At 69.8% G+C, this 15,032-nt stretch carries 9 protein-coding genes; 3 read left to right on the top strand and 6 right to left on the bottom strand.

What is annotated here, in order from left to right; translation table 11 throughout:
- Window positions 1–52: 52 nt before the first annotated feature.
- Genes ACZ5NW_RS07060 through ACZ5NW_RS07050 form a run of 3 tightly spaced genes read right to left on the bottom strand, consistent with a single transcriptional unit; the run spans window position 53 to window position 3,779 of the window.
- Complete coding sequence (locus tag ACZ5NW_RS07060) at window positions 53–1,096, bottom strand: ABC transporter permease (protein ID WP_468743013.1); 1,044 nt, start codon at window positions 1,094–1,096, stop codon at window positions 53–55.
- Window positions 1,097–1,100: 4 nt separating this feature from the next.
- Window positions 1,101–2,663, bottom strand: coding sequence for a sugar ABC transporter ATP-binding protein (locus ACZ5NW_RS07055; protein WP_468742685.1), 1,563 nt, complete (start codon window positions 2,661–2,663; stop codon window positions 1,101–1,103).
- A 51-nt stretch (window positions 2,664–2,714) separates the two neighbouring features.
- The gene (locus tag ACZ5NW_RS07050) at window positions 2,715–3,779 is read right to left on the bottom strand and encodes a sugar ABC transporter substrate-binding protein (RefSeq protein ID WP_468742684.1); all 1,065 of its coding nucleotides are present in this window, start codon (window positions 3,777–3,779) and stop codon (window positions 2,715–2,717) included.
- A 415-nt stretch (window positions 3,780–4,194) separates the two neighbouring features.
- On the opposite strand from ACZ5NW_RS07050, the gene ACZ5NW_RS07045 reads away from it, so the two are divergent.
- From ACZ5NW_RS07045 to ACZ5NW_RS07035, 3 genes are all read left to right on the top strand, one after another.
- Complete coding sequence (locus ACZ5NW_RS07045) at window positions 4,195–6,426, top strand: alpha-L-fucosidase (RefSeq protein ID WP_468742683.1); 2,232 nt, start codon at window positions 4,195–4,197, stop codon at window positions 6,424–6,426.
- A gap of 252 nt (window positions 6,427–6,678) precedes the next feature.
- Window positions 6,679–9,120, top strand: coding sequence for an ATP-binding SpoIIE family protein phosphatase (locus tag ACZ5NW_RS07040; protein WP_468743012.1), 2,442 nt, complete (start codon window positions 6,679–6,681; stop codon window positions 9,118–9,120).
- A 282-nt stretch (window positions 9,121–9,402) separates the two neighbouring features.
- Entirely contained in the window at window positions 9,403–10,509 is a 1,107-nt protein-coding gene (locus tag ACZ5NW_RS07035; protein ID WP_468742682.1) for a ricin-type beta-trefoil lectin domain protein, read from the top strand.
- Between the two features lie 79 nt (window positions 10,510–10,588).
- On the opposite strand, the gene ACZ5NW_RS07030 is transcribed toward ACZ5NW_RS07035, so the two are convergent.
- The 3 genes from ACZ5NW_RS07030 to ACZ5NW_RS07020 are packed head-to-tail and all read right to left on the bottom strand — an operon-like array spanning window position 10,589 to window position 14,947.
- The gene (locus ACZ5NW_RS07030; RefSeq protein WP_468742681.1) at window positions 10,589–11,863 is read right to left on the bottom strand and encodes a CE1 family esterase; all 1,275 of its coding nucleotides are present in this window, start codon (window positions 11,861–11,863) and stop codon (window positions 10,589–10,591) included.
- A 46-nt stretch (window positions 11,864–11,909) separates the two neighbouring features.
- Window positions 11,910–13,289, bottom strand: coding sequence for a glycoside hydrolase family 43 protein (locus ACZ5NW_RS07025; RefSeq protein WP_468742680.1), 1,380 nt, complete (start codon window positions 13,287–13,289; stop codon window positions 11,910–11,912).
- Window positions 13,289–14,947: a glycoside hydrolase family 27 protein gene (locus tag ACZ5NW_RS07020; RefSeq protein ID WP_468742679.1), complete on the bottom strand. Its 1,659-nt coding sequence runs from the start codon at window positions 14,945–14,947 to the stop codon at window positions 13,289–13,291. Before ACZ5NW_RS07020 ends, ACZ5NW_RS07025 begins: the two co-directional genes overlap by 1 nt.
- Window positions 14,948–15,032 lie beyond the last annotated feature (85 nt).

The raw sequence follows: 15,032 nt of genomic DNA, 5'->3' as shown, positions 1-15,032 counted from the left end.
GCGACGAGAGGTGGGGCGGCGGAGGGGGCGGGCGGCCGGGCGGCCGCCCGGCTCACTCCTGGACCTTGCCGCCCGTGATGCGGGAGATCGTCAGCGCGACCAGGATGATCAGGCCGTTCAGGGCGCCGATCCACTGGGCGGGGACGCCTCCGAGGGTGAGCACGTTCTGGATCATGAAGAGCAGCAGGATGCCGCTGAAGGCGCCGAACATGGTGCCCTTGCCGCCGTTGAGGCTGATCCCGCCGATGACGGCGGCGGCGAAGACGGTGAAGATGTAGCCGTTGCCCTGCGCGGAGGCGACGGAGGCCAGCCGTCCGGAGAGCATCAGCCCGGCGAGGGCGGCGAGCACACTGCCGGTGACGATGACGATCCACAGCACCCGGTCGGTGCGGATGCCGGCCGCCTTCGCGGCGTCGACGTTGCCGCCGATGGCGTAGAGCGAGCGGCCGAAGCTGGTCCAGCCGAGGACGACGATGGCGACGGCGAACAGCAGCAGGCAGATCCAGATGGACGCGGGCATCCCGAACCATTCGGCGGTGCCGAGGTAGAGCATCGACTCCGGCAGCTGGAAGAAGGTCTGACCGCCCGATATGCCGGTCAGGACACCGCGTACGACGATCAGCATGCCGAGGGTCACGATGAAGCCGTTGAGGCCGAAGCGGATGATCAGCAGTGCGTTGATCACTCCGATGAGGGCGCCCACGGCGAGCGTGACCGGGATCGCCCAGGCGCCGGACAGCAGCCCGAGGCCGTGTCCCGCACCCGTCGGCACCACGAACCAGGCCGCCACACCGGGCGCGAGGCCCATGGTGGACTCCAGCGACAGATCCATCTTCTTGACGATCAGGATCATCGACTCGGCGAGAACCAGCAGCGCCATTTCCGACATGGTCTGCAGGACGTTGATGAGGTTGTCCGTCTGAAGGAAGACGGGGTTGATGATCTGGCCGACGACGGCGATGACCACGATCGCCGGTACGAGTGCCAGATCGCGCAGTCGGGCCAGGGGTATCCGTCCGCCGAGCAGGGCCGTCCGCCTGGCCCGCGGCTCGCCGGACGGGGCGGCGGCGGTGTCCGCGCGGGCGGTCTCGGGCATCACCTCAGGCATGCAGGTCCACTCCTTCCATCGCGGCCACGAGGTCGTGGTCGTGCCAGCCGCGGGCGATCTCCGTTGTCACACGGCCCTGGAACATCACCAGGACCCGGTCGCACATGCGCAGGTCGTCCAGTTCGTCGGAGGCGATGAGCACTCCGGTGCCGGTCTGCGCGATCTCCTCGACCTTGCCGAGGAGGAACTCCTTGGAGCGCACGTCCACGCCCGCGGTCGGGTTGATCAGCACCAGCAGGCGCGGGTCGTCCGCCAGGGCGCGGGCCATGACGACCTTCTGCTGGTTGCCTCCGGACAGGGCGGAGACGGGCAGGTCGGGGCCCGGTGTCTTGATCGCGAGCTTCTCGATCATGCCCTCGGCGAGCCGGTCCCGGCGGGCACGGCTCAGGAGTCCGTAGGGGCCGAGCCGTCTCGGCACGGACAGCGTGGCGTTGTCGGCGATCGACATGTCGGGAACGAAGCCCTGGTGGTGCCGGTCCTCGGGAACGAACCCGGCGCCGGCGGCGAGCGCCGCGGGCACACTGCCCGGCCGTGGCCGCTTCCCGGCGATCTCCACCTCGCCCGCCGCCGGCGCCCGCAGTCCTACGACGGTCTCCGCGACCTCCGTGCGCCCGCTGCCGGCGGCGCCCGCGAGCCCGACGATCTCGCCGGCCCCGACATGGAGGCTGACGTCGTCGTACCCGTCGCCTCGCAGAGCGCTGACGCGCAACGCTGCGGTGGCGCCCGGATCGAGGGTGGTGGCCCGTTCCTCGCGCCGGTCGGCGGCCGCCTCGCCGGTCATGGCGGCGACGAGGTCGGCACGGGGCAGTTCCGCGACCGGCGCGGTCACGATGTGCCGGGCGTCGCGGAAGACCGTCACCACGTCGCAGATCTCGTAGATCTCCTGGAGATGGTGGCTGATGAACAGGAAGGTCACACCCTGGCGTTGCAGGTCCCGGATGCGGCCGAAGAGACGGTTGATGGCGGCGCCGTCGAGCTGTGCGGTCGGCTCGTCGAGGATGATGAACCGCGCCCCGAAGGACAGCGCACGGGCGATCTCGACGAACTGCCTCTGCTCGACGCTCAGTTCACCGGCCAGGGTCTGCGGGTCGACCTCCACCGACCACGTCGACAGCAGGTCCCGCGCGCGGCGACGGGTGTCCTGCCAGCTGATGAGCCGGTTGCGACCGTGGTCGTGCCGGTTGAGGAACAGGTTCTCGGCCACGGTCAGGGTGGGGATGATCGTCGACTTCTGGTAGACGCAGGCCACGCGCTGCCGCCAGGCGTCGCGGTCGCTGGGCCGGGGGGCGGGCTCGCCGCCGAAGGTCACCGTTCCCTCGTCGGGGGTCTGCAGACCGGTGAGGACCGACACCAGGGTCGACTTGCCCGCTCCGTTGCGGCCGACGAGCGCGTGGGTCTCGCCGGGCCGGATGGTGATCCGGGCGCCGTTCAGGGCCACCGTCGGACCGAATCGTTTGACTATGCCCGTCGCCTCGACGACGGGCGGGTCCGCCGGGACCCGTCCGTCGTCCGCCGGGGCGGGCGCGGGGGTGATCGCTCGCTCCCCGTCGCTCATCTCAACCGCCTTGTGTTCGTGAGCCGTTGGATACCGGAAGGCATCAAGGGATCAGCCGAGGTTGTTGCCCCACAGGGACTTGTCGTCGCTCTTCAGGCTCGGGACCCCGCCGTAGGTGGCGCCGTCCGCCGTCACGAGCGGGGCGGAGAGCTGGTCCTCCAGCAGGTCGTCGCGGACCTTGATGATGGTGCTGCCGTGGTCGGTCTTGCCGGGCTGGAACGTCTTTCCGTCGATGGCGGCCTTCAGGTAGTACAGGGCGTACTTGGCGTAGAGGTCGGCCGGCTGGGAGACGGTGGCGTCGATCTTGTTGGCGGCGATGTCCTTCAGTTCCTCGGGGATGCCGTCGTTGGACACGACGAAGACGTGCTTCTTGTCCTCCGGGCCGACCAACAGGCCCTTCTGCTTGAGCACTTGGAGCGTGCCGGACAGGGCGAAACTGGACTGCATGTAGATGCCCTTGATGTCCGGGTTGGCCGTCAGATCGGTCTGCAGCTTCTGCGCCGCGACCGCCCCGTCCCAGTTGGTGGCCTCGCCGAACACCTTGATGCCCGGGTAGTTCTTCTTCATGCAGTCGTTGAACGCCTCGGTGCGGTCGCGGCCGTTGATGGAGGCGAGATCGCCCTGGAGCATGACGACCTTGCCCTTGCCGCCGAGCTTGGTGCCGAGGAACTGGCAGGCCTTCTCGCCGTAGGCGCGGTTGTCGGCGCGCACGACCATGTAGACCTTGCCGGTGTCGGGGCGGGTGTCGACGGTGACGACCGGTATCTTCTTCGCCTCCATCTGCGCCAGGGTGGGCGCGATGGCGGCGGTGTCCTGCGGTGCCATCGCGACGCCCTTCACGCCCTGACTGATGAAGGTCTGGGCGTTGGCGGTCAACTTGGCCACGTCGTTCTGCGAGTTGGTGGTCTTCAGCTCCAGGCCCAGCTCCTTGGCGGACTGGGGCGTGTACTTGATGTAGGAGTTCCAGAAGTCGGTGTCGGAGCGCGGGTAGTCGACACCGACCAGCGGTGCGCCACCCGACGACCCCGCGCTGGTGGAGCCACTGCCGCACGCGCTGAGCAACGCGAGTGCGGACAGCGTGGTGACGGCGGAACAGAGGGCGTTTCTGACTCTCATCGGTGCTTCCTCGCGCCGGTCCCGTAGCGGGAGTTGTTGCGCCTCGGCGACATCTGCGGCTCGCCGTGCGCTAGAGATGGGATGTTTATAGAGGCGTTCCGGGCCGCCTGTCCACCCTCTGAACAAAGAAACCATGAAAAGCCAGTTCAGGCGGCCACCTGGCGAGTACGGGTGACGCACCAGGACGGCCATCCATCCCATCAATCTCGCCCGCTTGATGAATCGAACCGGCCATGAGGCATCACGAGACATGCCATGTTTACGCAACCGTAAAACCCGAGGAGAGCTATCAAACAGGGACAACTCGCCCATGGATACAGCCACTTTCATCCCTGCACACCGATTGACATCCCCGGGAGACATGGCGGACCTTCATATCCGTCTCCCCTGCCCCCTTCGCACCAGGGATGTCTCCATGTCGAGTTCGATCAACAGACGCCACTTCCTCGCCGGTGCCACCCTCGTGGCCGCGGCGGCCGTTGCCGGAGGTGTCTTCGGCTCCGGCGTCGCCCAGGCGGCGCCCAGCACGTACACACCGGACTGGAACTCGGTCGACCAGCACCCGCCGGCCCCGGAGTGGTTCCAGGACGCCAAGTTCGGGATCTACTTCCACTGGGGCGTCTTCAGCGTTCCCGCCTTCGGCAGCGAGTGGTACCCGCGCAACATGTACCGGTCCGGAGACAGCGTCAATCAGCACCACATCGCGACCTACGGCCAGCCCTCCGCATGGCCGTACCACAACTTCATCAACGGTGCTCAGGACCTGGCGGGCAACTTCGTGAAGTTCGCGCCGAAGCTGAAGTCGGCCGGCGGGAAGTTCGACCCCGACGAGTGGGCGCAGCTGTTCGTCGACGCCGGCGCCCGGTTCGCCGGGCCGGTGGCCGAGCACCACGACGGCTTCTCCATGTGGGACAGCCAGGTCAACGAGTGGAACTCGGTGAAGAAGGGCCCAGGTCTCGACCTGCTGAAGCTCTTCTCCACGTCCATCCGCGCCAAGGGCCTGAAGCTCCTGGTGGCCATGCACCACGCGTACAACTTCACCGGCTTCTACGAGTACGCCCCCGCCCAGACGGACCCCAGCCTCAAGAAGCTGTACGGGCAGCTGGGCTCGACCGCGCAGAACCAGCTCTGGTTCGACAAGCTCAAGGAGGTCATCGACCGCGCCCAGCCCGACATCCTGTGGCAGGACTTCAAGCTGGACGCCGTCGACGAGACCCAGCGCCTGAACTTCCTGTCGTACTACTACAACCAGGCCAACAGCTGGGGCCGTGAGGTCGTCGCCACCTACAAGGACGGGTTCAACGGCAAGGGCGAGGTCTTCGACTACGAGCGCGGCGGCCCGGCCGACATCACCAGCCCGTACTGGCTGACCGACGACAGCATCTCCAGCTCCAGCTGGTGCTACACCCAGGGCATCGGCTACTACAGCACCCAGCAGATGCTGCACGCGTTCATCGACCGGGTCAGCAAGAACGGCAACATGCTGCTGAACATCGCGCCGATGGCCGACGGCACCATCCCGCAGGCGCAGAAGGACATCCTGCTCGGCATCGGCGACCACCTGAAGCGCTTCGGCGAGTCCATCTACTCGACCCGCGCCTGGACACAGTACGGCGAGGGCCCGACGAAGATGGGCGGCGGCGCCTTCACCAATCCGACGGCCGGCACCGCACAGGACATCCGCTTCACCCGCAACAAGACCAACAACGTCCTGTACGCCACCGTCCTGGGCTGGCCCGGCAGCTCCCTGACGATCAAGACGCTCAGCTCGGACCGGATCAACCTCTCGTCGCTGACGTCGGTCAAACTGCTCGGCTCCACCTCCGGCACGTACATCGACCTGCCCGCGCCGGCGCAGAGCTCCTCCGGCCTCACGGTCACCCTGCCCTCCTCCGCGCCGTACAGCGCGAACGCCTACGTCCTCAAGCTCTCCTTCTCCGGCACCATCCCGACCCTGGCACCCCTCGCCGGCGCCGTCGCCTTCGCGGACGTCAACTACACCGGCAACTCCGCCTTGTTCGCCCTCGGCGACTACACCGCGGCCGACCTGACCGCGGCCGGGCTGGGCGCCCGCACCATCTCCTCCCTCCGTCCGAGCCCCGGCTACCAGGTGATCGGCTACTCCGGAGACAACTTCACCGGCACCGCCTGGACCTTCACCGCCGACAACCCCGACCTGCGAAACACCGGCAACAACGACCAGATCACCTCGCTGAAGGTCCAGTTCAACCCGTCGACGTACTTCCGGCTCACCAACGTCACCGACGGCCTCGCCCTGGACAGCGGCGGCAATGTCGCCTCCGGTGCCAACCTCAAGCAGTGGACCTGGGACGGCAGCCCCAACCTCCAGTGGCAGGCGGTCGACGTGGGCGGCGGCTACTACCGGCTGGTCAACCGCACCAACGGCATGGTCGCCGACGGCTGGGGCGCCACCGCGGACGGCTCCCCTGCCCAGCAGGCGCCGTGGAACGGCGGCCCGAACCAGCAGTGGAAGATCACCCCCAGGGGCGGCAACACCTACTCGATCGCCAACCGCACCACCGGCCTGGTCCTCGACGGCGGCGGCAACGTCGCATCGGGCTCCGTCACCAAGCAGTGGACCTACGGCAGCAGCACCAACCTGTTGTGGACCTTCACCGCGCAGTAGCCGGCGAAGCCTGCCACCCCCGCGGCGACCGGACGGGGACACCGTACACACGGGTGGCATGCATATGACACACCACTGCCGCGGTGGCGGGGCGCCCGGACGCCCCCGTTTCACCGCGGCAGCCGGTCGTCCGGGTGGTACCGGCCGGGGAGCCGTGGGGCGGAAGCGGATCTAGCCTGGAAGCTGTCGCTGGGAACGGCTGGGCTCGCCCTGCCGGGCACATCCATCCGGACGGAGGTGTCGCGCGTGGACATGGCCGGTGAACGCGATGCCCCCGTCGCCGCCGTCGTGGTGGACCCGGATGGCGTAGTGAGCGGCTGGAGCGAGGGGGGACGGCTGCTGCTGGGCTGGACGGCGCAGGAGGTGGTCGGGCGCCCCGTGACCGACCTGCTCGCCGGTCCCCCGCCACCCGGCTTCACCGAGAGCGACGACACCGCCCAGGGCCACCCGGGACCCGTCCCCCTGCGCCACCGGAACGGATCCACCCTGGACGCCGTGGTGACGCGCCAGCCACTGTCCGGCCCCGACGGCCGCTCCCTGGGCCACGTGGTGACCGTCCAGCGCTGGGGACGCCGCCCGGTGATCGCCGACCGGGCCTTCGAGCAGTGCCCCTTCGCTCTCGGCGTCTACGACCCCGAGCTGCACTTCCTGTGGATCAACGCCTCCTCGGGCCGGGTGATCGCACACTCCGAGGAGCAAGTGCTGGGGAAGAAGTACCGCGAGGTGCTCCCCGAATTCGACCGCTCGCTGTTTCCCGAGAGGGACGACAGGCCGTACACCGACAAGCTCGCCGAGGTGGCGAGGACGGGCGTGCCCGCCCGCCTCATCACCGTCTTCCAGCCGCGGGGCAGCGACTACGCCAACGCCTGGGCCACCAGCATCTGGCCCGTCCGGGATGCCGAGGGCCGGGTCCGCGCGATCGCCAACTGGGGCTTCGACATGAGCGCCGAGTACTGGGCCCGCCAGCGCCTGCTCCTGCTCAACGAGGCCGGCGGCGGCATCGGCCGGACCCTCGATGTGATCGGCACCGCCCGAGAGCTGGCCACGACCCCGGTGCCGGGATTCGTCGACCTCGTCACCGTAGATCTGTTCGACGAGGTGCTGCGCGGAGAGGAACCGCCCCGGTCTCCCGCGTTCACTCCCGGCGAGACCGTCGCGCTGTGCCGGGCCGCCCGGCACAGCGCGCGGGACGACACCGGCCGGGCTCCCGAGCCCCCCGTGCCGATCGATCACGCCCCCGAGTCCGTCGCCGCCCGCTGCATGGCCACCGGCCGGTCCACGGTCCAGCTCTCCGCCGAAGCCAGCCAGGGCGGCGAATGGGCCTTCGGGCCCGGGCTCGCCGCCGACCCGGCCCACTGGCCGCCCGGCAACCCGGTGATCGACGAGTCCCTGGCCGAGGAAGGGCTGACGGGCCGGATCACCGTGCCGCTGCGCGCCCGCGGCACGCTGCTCGGCGTCGTGGCGTTCTCCCGCAACGACCGGCCCGAGGCCTTCACCGCCGACGATCTGATCCTCGCCGAGGAACTGGCCGCGAAGGCGGCCGTCGCCATCGACAACGCCCGCCGCTACTCACGCGAGCGCACGACCGCGCTGACGCTGCAACGCAGCCTGCTGCCGCAGCGGCTGCCGAACCAGGAAGCCCTCGAGGTGGCGTCCCGCTACCTGCCCGCCGGGACGGGCGCGGAAGTCGGCGGCGACTGGTTCGACGTCATCCCGCTCTCCGGCGCCCGGGTCGCCCTGGTCGTCGGCGATGTCGTCGGCCACGGGCTGCACGCCTCGGCCAGCATGGGCCGGCTGCGCACCGCGGTACGCACCCTGGCCGATGTGGACCTGCCGCCGGACGAGCTGCTGACCCACCTCGACGACCTGGTCATCCATCTCGCCAGCGACCTCCAGCCGGCCGGCCCCTTCCAGCCGACCGGCGAGTTCGGGGCCACCTGCCTGTACACCGTCTACGACCCGGTCTCCCGCCGCTTCACGATGGCGAGCGCCGGCCATCCGCTGCCGCTGATCATCTCGCCGGACAGCAGCGGGCCCCCGCAGTCCGTACAGCCCGGACCACCGCTCGGCATCGGTGGGCTGCCCTTCGAGGCGACCGAGATCGAGCTGCCCGAGGGCAGCCTGCTCGCCCTCTACACCGACGGGCTGGTGGGCAGCCAGGAGCGCGACGTCGAGCAGGGCGTCGACGAACTGCTGCGGGTCCTGGACCACTCGACCGCCTCGCTGGAGAGCCTGTGCGACACGGTGACGGACGCCCTGCTCCCCGAACGCCGCACCGACGACGCCGCGCTGCTGCTCGCCCGCACCCACGCGCTGGATCCCCAGCACGTCGCCGACTGGGAGGTCGAACCCGACCCCGCGCAGGTGCCGCTCGCCAGGAAGTTCACCCTCGACCAACTGGACGCCTGGGGGCTGGAGGAGGCCGCGTTCGTCACCGAACTGGTCGTCAGCGAGCTGGTCACCAACGCCATCCGGTACGGCACACCCCCGATCAGGCTGCGGCTGATCCGTGACACCTCCCTGATCTGCGAGGTCTCGGACGGCAGCAACACCGCCCCGCATCTGCGCCGGGCGCGCGCCTTCGACGAGGGCGGCCGGGGCCTGCTGCTCGTCGCTCAGCTCACCCAGGGGTGGGGCACCCGGCACACCACCTACGGCAAGACGATCTGGTGCGCGCAGGCCCTCACCGAGTGAACTCCGCCGGGCGCGGCCCTGTCGAAACGACGTCGAACGAACCCCATGAGACATGGGATGTCGTCGCGTCGACGCCCGTGATCGGGCAGCCGCCATTCGGCCATTTCAGCGGCTGACGCAGGACGAATCGGCCCAGAAACCGCCCTCCCGGCGCGCCGCTCCGAAATCCCCCACTCATGGGATGTCCGCCCGCGGATCTCCGTGCTATCTGTACGAGTGCTGAGGGGCCGTCACTGCCGGCGCCCCCTTCACTCAGCACCCACTCATAGCGGAGGACGCCGCATGAAAAGATCTTGGCTTCGCCCCCTGATCACGCTTGCCGCTGCCGCGCTCGGGGTGGCGGCGGCAGGTGTGAGCCCTGCTTCCGCAGCCCCCAACACCCCTTTACGGGTCATGCCGTTGGGCGACTCCATCACCTGGGGCGTGGGCAGCAGCACGGGCAACGGGTACCGGGGTCCGCTCTGGGACCGCCTCGCGGCGGACGGCCACGCCCCGGACTTCGTCGGCACAGTGCGGGGCGGTTCGATGTCCGACCCCGACAACGAAGGCCACTCCGGATACCGCATCGACCAGATCGCCGCCCTGGCCGACGCCTCCCTGACCCGCTACCGGCCCAACGTCGTGACGCTGCACATCGGTACCAACGACCTCCAAGGGGCCTCCGAGGTCAACACCGCCATCTCCCATCTGAGGTCGCTGGTCGGCCAGATCACCGCCGACGTCCCCGACGCGACCGTCCTCGTCGCCTCGCTGGTCGTGTCCACCAGCAGCTCGGAGGAGCAGTTCCGGGGCGCGTACAACCAGGCCACCCGGCAGATCGTCAGCGACGCCCAGGCCGCGGGCAAACACGTCGCCTTCGTCGACATGAGCGGCCTGACCACGGCCGACCTCGCCGACCCCCTGCATCCCAACGACGCGGGCTACCAGAAGATGGCCGACGCCTTCCACCGCGGCATCCAGTCCGCGGACGGCGCCGGCTGGTTGAGGAACCCCGCGCCGGCCCCCGCCCGCGTGCAGTCCGGCATCGCCGGCAAGTGCCTGGATGTCAACGGCGCCAACACGGCCGACGGGACCGCCGTCCAGATTTGGAGCTGCGGCGACAGCGCCAACCAGTTCTGGTCCGCCTACACCGACGGCACCCTGCGCTCCCTGGGCAAGTGCCTCGACGCAGCCGGCGGGGCCACCGCCAACGGCACCAAGGTGCAGCTCTGGGCCTGCCACGGCGGCGGCAACCAGGTCTGGCAGGCCTACAACGGCGGCTATCGCAACCCCGTCTCCGGCCGCTGCCTCGACGATCCGGGCAGCTCCACGACCGACGGCACGCAGCTCGTGCTGTGGGACTGCAACGGCGGCGCCAACCAGAAGTGGACCGCCCTGACCCCCGGCTGACCTCCACGCATGGCACCGCCGGTGCTCCGGGGCGGAACCGGCCCGTCGGAATCCGCCCCGGAGCCGCTTGCCGGTCGGGTCAGGTCACGGTGCAGGGGCTGCCGTTGAGGGTGAAGGCGGTGGGTGCCGAGGTGTCGCCGGTGTGGGTGGCCTGGAATCCGATGCCCACGGACGCGCCCGGCGCGAGGGTCGCGTTGTGGGACACGTTCCTGGCCGTCACCGTGCCGGAGGCGGGCGAGTAGTCCGCGTTCCAGCCGGAGGTGATGGTCTGGCCGCCGGGCAGGGTGAAGGCCAGGGACCAGCCGTCGATCGTCGTCGTGCCGGTGTTGGTGACGGTGATGTTCGAGGTCAGGCCGGTGTTCCAGGCGCTGACGGCGTCGGTGATCCGGCAGGACGCCGACTGCGGCGGCGGGGTGGAGGTCTGGAACTGGGTGAAGAACTTCCACACCTCCGCCGGCACCCATGTCCGGCCGCTGTCACCGGGAGCCCCGTCCTGCGGTGCGGCGATGTGGCCCTCGTCGAACGCGGCCCAGGCGACCGGGTGTCCGGCCGAGCAGCCCGAGTAGGTGGTGAGCCGGTGCGTCAGGCTGCCCTGGGCCGGTTCCGGCGGATTCTGGGCCGTGCAGCCGTTGTTCCTGACGAACCTGTCCCGCATCGCGCGTCCGCCGGCGATGCCGAGGACGTTGTCCCTGAGGCCGTGCACCCCGAGGTAGGCGATGGGCTGGGTGCCGCCGTTGCATCCGCTGAGCTCCCCGCCGCTCTGGATCGCGACCGCCCGGAAGACGGTCGCCCTGCTGCAGGCGAGCGCGTACGACATGCCGGCGCCGTAGCTGAAGCCGAGGGCGAAGCGCTGGGTGGTGTCGACGCACAGGTCCGACTCGATCCGCCGGATCATGTCGTCGACGAAGGTGACGTCCTCGCCGCCGGAGTTGGCCCAGCCGTTGTTGAAGCCCTGGGGCGCGACGAAGATGGTGCTGTTGCCGGCCAGTCGCTGCAGTCCGTAGTAGGCCCAGGTGCCCGTCTCCACGGTACGGCCCGTGGAGACGTCGTCGGCCGTGCCGCCCAGCCAGTGGAAGCCGAAGATCAGCCGGTACGGGTGGTTGCGGTCGTAGCCGTCCGGGATCCTCAGGTTGAAGGTCCGGGTCTTGCCGCTGCTCTGGATCGTATGGGTACCGCTGGTCAGGGTGGGGGTCTTCCCGCATCCGGCGGTCGGCGCGGCCGCGCCGGTGAGCGGGGTGCTCCCGCCGTGGCCGGCGGCGAGTGCCGTGCCTCCCGAGGCCAGCACCAGCAGCACCGCGAGCACCGCCCGCCATAAGGGGAACCATGTCCCCGCCCTTGCCGTTGCCCTTGTCATCGTGCGACTCCCTTCTGTGGGCGGCGAGATGTGCCTCGCCGCAGGGCTAGCGGGCGAACTGCCACCAGTTCATGTTGAGCAGGTAGCCGCTGCCGCCGGTGAACCGCAGGTACAGATCCTGGGTTCCGGTGGCACCGCTGACCGGGCAGGTCACCGTCGTCCAGGTCTGCCAGCCGCCGGTGCCCGGTACAGTGCAACGGCCCACGACCGTCCCGCTCGGGGAGCCGAGGCGCAGTTCGACGGTGCCGCCGCCGCTGCCCGAGGCCACCCGGGCGGCGAAGGAGGAGGCGCCCGTGCCGAAGGCCACGCCCTTGACCTTGACGTAGTCGCCGTTGTCGATCCAGCCGATGTTCATGCCGCCCTCGCTGGACGGTTCGGTCTCGATCCCGGAGCCCCAGGCGATCGTCTCGGCCTCCTGGCGTACGTACGGGTCGAGCGTGCCGGCCTGGGGTGCGCCGGTGCTGGTCATGTTGATCGTCGGGATGGTGCCGTCGGCGTTGTAGGAGAACTTCTCCACCGCGACCGAGCGGGTGTAACCGCCGCCTCCCGGCAGTGCGCCGTTGTGGTAGAAGAAGTACGAGTTGCCCTTGAAGTCCACGAGCCCCGGGTGGTTGGTGAAACTGCTGCCCTGGGTGGGCATGACCGTGCCCCGATAGGTCCAGGGTCCGGTGGGGCCGGGCGCCGTGGAGTAGGCGATGAACTCCGAGCAGCACTTGGCCGCGAACACCAGGTAGTACAGGCCGCCCCGCTTGTACACCCAGGGGCCCTCCTCGTACAGCGTGGGGCGGTTGGGGTCGCCGGTGCGGGTGCCGAATCCGGCCGTGGTGAGCGGGATCCTGGTGACGCCGCCCGTGTAGGAGGTCATGTCGGCGTTGAGCCTGACGTAGGACAGATTCGGGTTGCCCCAGTACAGGTAGGCCTGGCCGTCGTCGTCGATGAAGACGGTCGGGTCGATCTCGCCGTTCTCCACGAGCGGGTGGCCGAGGGCGTCCCGGAAGGGTCCGGTGGGGCTGTCCGACACCGCGACGCCGATGGCCATGCGGCCGGTCGAGCGGTTCTTCACCGGCACGTACCAGTAGAAGTGTCCGTTGCGCTCCACGGCCTGTCCGGCCCACGCGTCGGCGGACGCCCAGCTGAAGGTGGTCAGGCTGAGCGGGGAGCCGTGGTCGGTCCAGTTGACCATGTCGGCGGTGGACCACACCCGCCAGTCCTTCATGGTGAAGTAGGTGGAGCCGTCCTCGTCGTGCCCGGTGTAGAGGTAGACCCGTCCGTTGTGCACCAGCGGGGCCGGGTCGGCGGTGTAGACGTGCTGAACGATGGGGTTGTCGGCGCGAGCCGCGGTGGGGTGCACGACGGCGGGAACGGCGGCGAACGCCAGCAGCAGACCCACCACCCAGGCGGCCGCCCGGGCGGGCCTCACGCCCATCACGCCCGGCTCCACTTCTGGTTGTTCTGGCCGTTGCAGCTCCACAGCACCAGCGGGGTTCCGTTGGCGGTGGCGGCCCCGTTGGCGTCGAGGCACAGTCCGGCGTGGACGTTGCGGATCGTCCCGTCGGAGCCGACGGTCCACTTCTGGTTGTCCTGGCCGTTGCAGGGCCAGGTGATGACCCGGGTGCCGTTGGTGGTGCCCTGGTTGTAGGCGTCGAGGCACTTGTCGCCGTAGACGCGGATCTCGCCGCCGGCCCAGGTGGTCCACAGCTGGTTGGCGGCGGTGTGGCAGTCCCAGAGCAGCGTCGTGGCCCCGGCCGCCGTGGAGGCGTTGTCGACGTCCACGCAGCGGCCGGAGGCGGTGCCGCGCAGGCGAGAGGTGGTGGCGGTCAGCGGGCTGCCGCCGGTCACCCGGAACACGGCGACACCGTGCGCGGGGACGCTCGCCGAGATCTGGCCGGAGGTGCTGGAGGTGCCGCCGGTCCACAGGTCGGTGAGGGTGAACGAGCCGCCGGACAGGCCGACTTGGGCGGGCGTCGTGCTGATGGTCGCGGTGCTGTCGCCGCGGTTGAACAGGCCCACGGCGACCGAGCCGTCGGCGAGGGGCTTGGCGAAGACCTCGGTGGCGCCGTCGTCGCGCACCCGGCGTCCGCCCGCGCCCAGCGAGTCCTGGTTCACCGCCAGCAGGCGCGGGTTGCGCAGGATGGCGCTGACGTCGGCGGACATGGTGCGGATGTCGTTGCCCGCCATGAGCGGGGCGCTCATGAGGGCCCACAGGGCGAAGTGGGAGCGGGACTCGGTCAGCGACAGTCCGGGTCGGCCGACGACGAGCATGTCGGGGTCGTTCCAGTGGCCCGGGCCGGACTGCGCGGCCAGCGGCGCGGTGATGTCCAGGACGTTGCCGACGCCCATCGGGTAGCTGTTGGTGTTGCCGTTCTGCCAGATGTCGAGCAGGTCCTCGGTCGTCCGCCACAGGTCGGCGACCTCGCCCCAGTTGTACGTGGAGCCGGTGATGGCGTGGAAGCTGTTGGGGTTGATGCTGTAGACGATCGGCCGCCCGGTGGCGCGCAGGGCGTCGCGCATGATCGTGAACCGTGCGACCTGCTCGTCACGGGTGCCGCTGGAGGAACACCAGTCGTACTTGAGGTAGTCGACGCCCCACGAGGCGAATGTGGCGGCGTCCTGGGCCTCGTGGCCCTGGCTGCCCGTCGACCCGGGGTAGGCGCCGGTGCCCTGGGCGCAGGTGCGCTCGCTGGGCACCTCGTAGATGCCGAACTTCAGGCCCTTGCTGTGGATGTAGTCCCCGAGGGCCTTCATCCCGCTGGGGAACTTGGTCGGGTTGCCGCGCAGGTTGCCCGCGGCGTCGCGCTGCGGGTCGAACCAGCAGTCGTCGACGACGACGTACCGGTAGCCGGCGTCCCGCATGCCGGAGGAGACCATCGCGTCGGCGGCCTGGCGGACCTGTGTCTCGGTGATCCCGCAGCCGAAGCTGTTCCAGCTGTTCCAGCCGAGCGGCGGGGTGAGGGCGGGGCTGCCGGGGGCGGCCGAGGCGGTGATCTGGGCGGAGGCCGTGAGGGAGGCGGTGACCGCCAGCGCGGCGGCCGCGACGACGCGGAGCAGTCGTCTGCCTGAGGGTCGGGGCACCGTGGGCTCCATTCGGGAGGAGGGATCGGCGAGCGACGCGTTCGTCGGCCGCCCAGGGACAGACTGCGGATGACACAGGAGCGGGACCGGCCCAGGT

It is taken from the genome of Streptomyces sp. NPDC032126, assembly GCF_055580085.1.
The sequence above is the reverse complement of the archived record's forward strand: the minus strand, read 5'-3'. Positions and strand labels throughout refer to the sequence as shown.

Coding starts and splice junctions, on each gene's coding strand:
- ACZ5NW_RS07025 (WP_468742680.1), bottom strand. CDS start 13,289: ATGGGCGTGAGGCCCGCCCGGGCGGCCGCCTGGGTGGTGGGTCTGCTG.
- ACZ5NW_RS07045 (WP_468742683.1), top strand. CDS start 4,195: ATGTCGAGTTCGATCAACAGACGCCACTTCCTCGCCGGTGCCACCCTC.
- ACZ5NW_RS07060 (WP_468743013.1), bottom strand. CDS start 1,096: ATGCCCGAGACCGCCCGCGCGGACACCGCCGCCGCCCCGTCCGGCGAG.
- ACZ5NW_RS07035 (WP_468742682.1), top strand. CDS start 9,403: ATGAAAAGATCTTGGCTTCGCCCCCTGATCACGCTTGCCGCTGCCGCG.
- ACZ5NW_RS07030 (WP_468742681.1), bottom strand. CDS start 11,863: ATGACAAGGGCAACGGCAAGGGCGGGGACATGGTTCCCCTTATGGCGG.
- ACZ5NW_RS07050 (WP_468742684.1), bottom strand. CDS start 3,779: ATGAGAGTCAGAAACGCCCTCTGTTCCGCCGTCACCACGCTGTCCGCA.
- ACZ5NW_RS07055 (WP_468742685.1), bottom strand. CDS start 2,663: ATGAGCGACGGGGAGCGAGCGATCACCCCCGCGCCCGCCCCGGCGGAC.
- ACZ5NW_RS07040 (WP_468743012.1), top strand. CDS start 6,679: ATGGCCGGTGAACGCGATGCCCCCGTCGCCGCCGTCGTGGTGGACCCG.
- ACZ5NW_RS07020 (WP_468742679.1), bottom strand. CDS start 14,947: ATGGAGCCCACGGTGCCCCGACCCTCAGGCAGACGACTGCTCCGCGTC.